This window comes from Pseudogracilibacillus amylolyticus (SeqCode), from assembly GCF_051918545.1.
Classification (GTDB): Bacteria; Bacillota; Bacilli; order Bacillales; family Amphibacillaceae; genus Pseudogracilibacillus.
Genome location: NZ_JBPPZG010000237.1, coordinates 1 through 4,955 on the forward strand (window position 1 = coordinate 1; position 4,955 = coordinate 4,955).

At 38.3% G+C, this 4,955-nt stretch carries 4 protein-coding genes; 2 read left to right on the plus strand and 2 right to left on the minus strand.

Annotated elements, in window-relative coordinates:
* Positions 1 to 87: 87 nt before the first annotated feature.
* Complete coding sequence (locus tag ACPYKA_RS18255; RefSeq protein WP_479543635.1) at positions 88 to 1,077, plus strand: D-alanyl-D-alanine carboxypeptidase family protein; 990 nt, start codon at positions 88 to 90, stop codon at positions 1,075 to 1,077.
* A gap of 253 nt (positions 1,078 to 1,330) precedes the next feature.
* Complete coding sequence (locus tag ACPYKA_RS18260; RefSeq protein ID WP_479543636.1) at positions 1,331 to 2,494, plus strand: dicarboxylate/amino acid:cation symporter; 1,164 nt, start codon at positions 1,331 to 1,333, stop codon at positions 2,492 to 2,494.
* Positions 2,495 to 2,969: 475 nt separating this feature from the next.
* Here the strand turns inward: ACPYKA_RS18260 and ACPYKA_RS18265 are convergent, their stop codons facing one another.
* Together ACPYKA_RS18265 and ACPYKA_RS18270 are read right to left on the minus strand one after the other, a co-directional pair.
* A complete protein-coding gene (locus ACPYKA_RS18265; RefSeq protein WP_479543637.1) occupies positions 2,970 to 3,758 on the minus strand; it encodes an MBL fold metallo-hydrolase in 789 nt (262 codons plus the stop codon).
* A gap of 163 nt (positions 3,759 to 3,921) precedes the next feature.
* The coding region (locus ACPYKA_RS18270; protein ID WP_479543638.1) for an RNA-guided endonuclease TnpB family protein at positions 3,922 to 4,955 on the minus strand (1,034 nt) is incomplete at its 5' end.

A 4,955-nucleotide genomic window follows, 5' to 3' on the forward strand; every position in this document is an offset into this window, starting at 1 on the left:
TTTGTATATTTTATAACAGATGAAATAATTGATTGCTTTCCCACTAGAATTTATGAGAAAATAGCTATCGGATATGGGGGATAAATTATGAAAAAAAGTGTGATTATTTTTGGAGTAATAATAGCTATTTTCGTCATTGGATGCAGTTCTGAAGATAAAGACGTTATACATAATGAACATGGCGAGCAAGAGAGTCAACCGGTAGACAAGGAAATGACCGATACAGAACTTCCTGAGATTGAATTACAAAAAGGTGATCAAGGGGAGCAAGTTCTTGCTTTACAACATGCTCTAGTCGAAATTGGCTATCCTGTGGAAACGTCAGGAAAATATGATGCACTTACCACATGGGCAATAACGGATATTCAATTACAACATGACGATTTATTTGTTTCTGGAATATATAATCAAGAAGTTAAAGAAGTCATCGATCAAGAAAAAGCAGTCTCTGTCGCAAGTAAATTAGCGGAACCAACCGCTCCCGATGAATTTGTGGAAACGATTGAAAACCCTTATGAAATTCTTGTTTTAGTCAATAAAAACTACGCCCTTCCAAATGACTTTAACCCAGAGGATCTAGTTGTACCAGATGTTCGTTTTCCATTTTCTGAAGATGATCCAAAAAAACAATTACGTAAAGAAGCGGCAAATGCATTAGAAGAGATGTTTCAAGCTGCCGATAATGATGGGGTAACTTTATTTGCTCAGTCCGGGTATCGGTCGTATGAAAGGCAAGAGGCAATCTTTGCTTCGAATGTAGAACGCCACGGCGAAGATCATGCCAATACGTACAGTGCTCGAGCGGGAGAAAGTGAACATCAAACTGGACTGGTTATGGACGTCACCTCAGAGTCAGTCGGATTTGATTTGAATACAGATTTCGGTGAAACAGAAGAAGGGAAATGGGTCAAAGAACATGCCCATGAATATGGATTTATTATTCGCTATCCCGAAGGAAAAGAACATATTACAGAATATCAATATGAACCGTGGCATTTACGGTATGTTGGTAAAAAAGCTGCCCAAGAAATTGCGGAAAAAGATTTAACTTTAGAAGAATATTTGGGGGCTGAATAAGGTATAAGGGAGTGTCGTAGTTGCGACTGATTTCGTCTCAAGTGATTCATCATTTGGGACGTTTTTTCTTCTATCATTTTTCTGATCGCGGTGTCAATGAAATCCCACTAAGGATATCCTCATACTTCATCGTTATAGCGCTTCATCCCCTATCCTTCTAAATGAACAACTCCTATATTCTGAAAATTGCCTTGATTTTAAAAAATACAAATGCTATATTTAGGTCACATTGTGTTTAAAAAGGGGTGAAGGAATGAAGTTAATAGGAAAATTGGTCATCGGTATTGTGAGTGGTATTATTATTGGCTTAGTTGCTCCAGAATTTCTCATTCGGATTATCGTTACATTTAAAGAACTTTTTGGACAATTTTTAGGATTTACAATACCGCTAATCATTATTTTTTATATCGCTAGTGGTATTGCCAGTTTTGGTAAACACTCCGGAAAAATGCTCGGTATCACCGCTGCAATTGCATACGCTTCAACGATTCTTGCAGGTACGTTAGCGTTTATTGTTGCTCTTATTATTATTCCTAGACTCGTTGGTAGTAGCGGAGGTTCAGCAGAGGAAGGAGCTGGATTTGAGCCTTTCTTTGAAATTGCAATTGACCCGATTACTGGCGTCATGACTGCACTTGCGATTGCTTTTGTATTTGGTATTGGGGTTACACGGATTAACAGTCCGACCTTACAAGCATTTTTTGATGAAGGTAAAGAAATTGTTGAGAGACTCATTTGGAAAATTATTATTCCGTTTTTACCATTCTATATTGCAAGTATTTTTGCTGAACTTGGTGCGGATGGAGCAGTGTTTGAGACGCTAAAAGCATTTGGACTTGTTCTTGTCATGGCGGTTGTCGTACATTGGATTTGGCTCATTATTCTTTATATAATTGCAGGTACATACACACGGAAAAATCCATTTTCTGCTCTAAAAACGATGCTGCCGGCTTATTTTACAGGATTAGGGACCATGTCAAGTGCAGCAACGATCCCAGTAACTGTTCGTGCAACGAAAAATAATAAAGTAAGTGATGGAGTAGCTGACTCAGCTGTTCCGTTATGCGCGACGATTCATTTGTCCGGTAGTACCATTACACTGGTCATTTGTTCGGTAGCGGTTATGGTACTTGCGAATGGTTTATCACTTCCAACATTCGGTATGATGATGCCGTTTATTTTCATGTTAGGGATTATTATGATTGCTGCTCCAGGTGTTCCGGGTGGAGCCGTTATGGCAGCATTAGGACTTCTCAGTACGATGCTTGGATTTGATGAAACGACATTGGGTTTAATGATCGCACTGTACATGGCACAAGATAGTTTTGGTACAGCTACAAACGTAACAGGAGACGGAGCGATTGCTTTACTAGTCGATAAATTTATCGGTGATAGTTCTAATGATAATGCAGCATAACAAAGATGGTGCTAGGCACAATACGTGACTAGCACCACTTTTAGAAAACTTGGCATCCATTAAAGAAAACATGCCCTCATCACAAGGGGTATGCGTGATGTTAGGTGCAAAGCCTGTCCTTAGTCGACCTTCCTAAAGAGCCGTAATTGGCGGTGATTAGGTGATGTTGCACTTAAGCTTCGTGAGCAAGCATTTACGACGAGAGTATGAGTTGCACTTACGAGTGATTGACATGGTACTGGGCGCCTAAGGCAAATGCTTTTCGGTGGGACGAGTAAGCTCAGTCGTTCGCACCACATGCAGAATCGCTCAAATAGATGCGCTGTCGCTACCACCACATGCTGAGTCGCTCAAATAGATGCGCAGTCACTACCACCACATGCATAGGCTCCATCGATGCAGAGTCGTTCCCTCGTCGCGCTTTTAGCCAGCGAGCGAGTCAAGAAAGGATGCCCAAAAATTATTAGAACCCTTTTTAGCAATTAATTACAGAATGTATAAAATGCATTGGTGAATTTTCAAACAGTGAAAAATATTGCATTGGATGTCGGCTCGGGAATAATTGTTTTCTGATTTGTTTTGGTGAATGGCCTTTGTTATATAAAAATAATACTTCCTGTTGCTTACTAATTAAATAGTCAAGTTTATTTTTAATTGCTTTTTTCCCTTCAAAAATTACTCCTGCATGTGAACATATATAAGTTTCAAAATCATATGCCAACACTTTACGTAAAGAATGAATTATTTCAGGTACTGATTCAAACTTAAAAAGGCTTTTTGGCTTTGGATTTACAAATAAGTCTCCTCCAAATAACCACCCTTTTTCACGATTGAATAATGCAATATGGTCATCTGCATGTCCAGGTGTATGGATTATATCCCACGTATAATATTCTGTTTGAAACGTTTTACCTAAAGGAGTTGCTTCAAAAGGCTCACGTTTCCCCCAAAATAAATGACGATATAAAGGTAGCTTTGCCGCTATTTTACATGTCTCAACTCCGGTCTCATGCATATAAATTTTAACTTGTTTATTATGCTGCAACCAATTTGCAAGTCCTGTATGATCTTCATGATGATGTGTTAAAATTACATTTTGCATTTCCCACTTTTCAAATAACGGAATAAGATAGTCGTCTTTTCTAGAAGGTCCTGTATCAATTAATAAATTATCAATTAAAAAGACAGAAACAAGTAGTCTCTGCCCTCCCCGGGTTACATGCAATTCCGCTTGCATAAGATCTTCATATGATTTAATTTCCATTGTTACACCCCTAACATTCCAATTCCCAAGGAGCTAGTGAACTACCCACCACTTACCACCCTTACGGGTTGCTTGAAGTGGGGGCTTCTTGGGTAATCGCCACTCTTGGTAGCTGACGAAATTGACCAAGCTAACCCTCTTGTTCCAAAAGTTTATATTTTTATTAGGCACTTGCTAGTAATCGAATGCCTTCTTTTCTGATATTGAGTGCTGCATTGTAATCTCTATCAAGATTTAGTCCACAAGCACATTGGTAGATACGTTCAGATAACTTGACTTCTTTTACTGAACCACAATTTGAACAAGTTTTGGTGGATGGAAACCATTTATCTATTTTGACAAGTTGTTTCCCTTGTTCTTTTAGTTTGTATTGTAAGAAAGAAGTGAACATTCCCCATCCATTATCAGCGACACTTTTTCCAAACTTTAGTGCTTGTGACATACCTTTCATATTCAAATTTTCAATCACAACAGCGTCATAGTTAGTCGCTAATTTCTTTGATTTATGGTGAAGAAAGTTCTTGCGTTGATTTGCGACTTTCTCCCCGATTTTAGCTACTCGAATACGTTGTTTATTCCAGTTCGATGACCCTTTCTTTTTACGGGAAAGTTTACGTTGTTCTTTTGCTAACTTGTCTAATGACTGTCGATAAAACTTAGGGTAATTGGCTTTCTCACCCTCACTATCAACAAATAGCCCATCCATCGCAAAATCTAGCCCGACTACGCTTTCAATTTTCTTATTGTCAATTTGTTTCTCGTATTCTACAAGAATAGAAATATAGTATTTTCCCGATGCAGTCATAGATAGGGTACAAGATTTGATTTTGTACTCCGATGGGATTTCTCGATGTTGCTTGATTTTGACCATTTTTAATTTAGGTAATTTGATATGACCATCTAACAATTGAATATTTCCGTTTACGACATTGGTTGTGTAGCTTTGCTTGTGCCGTTTACTTTTGAATTTTGGGAACTTGGCATTGCCTTTGAAGAAGGCTTTATATGCCTTGTCTAAATTTAGTTGGGCGTTTGCTAACGCTAAAGAGTCTACTTCCTTTAGCCATTCATATTCTTTTTTGTACTTGGCAGGAGTAGGGTGCTTCACCTTTTTTAATGCTTCTTTATCATCTTTTAGTCCCTCATACGTTTCTTTTCGTTCAGCTAACATCTTGTTATAGACAAAACGAACACAGC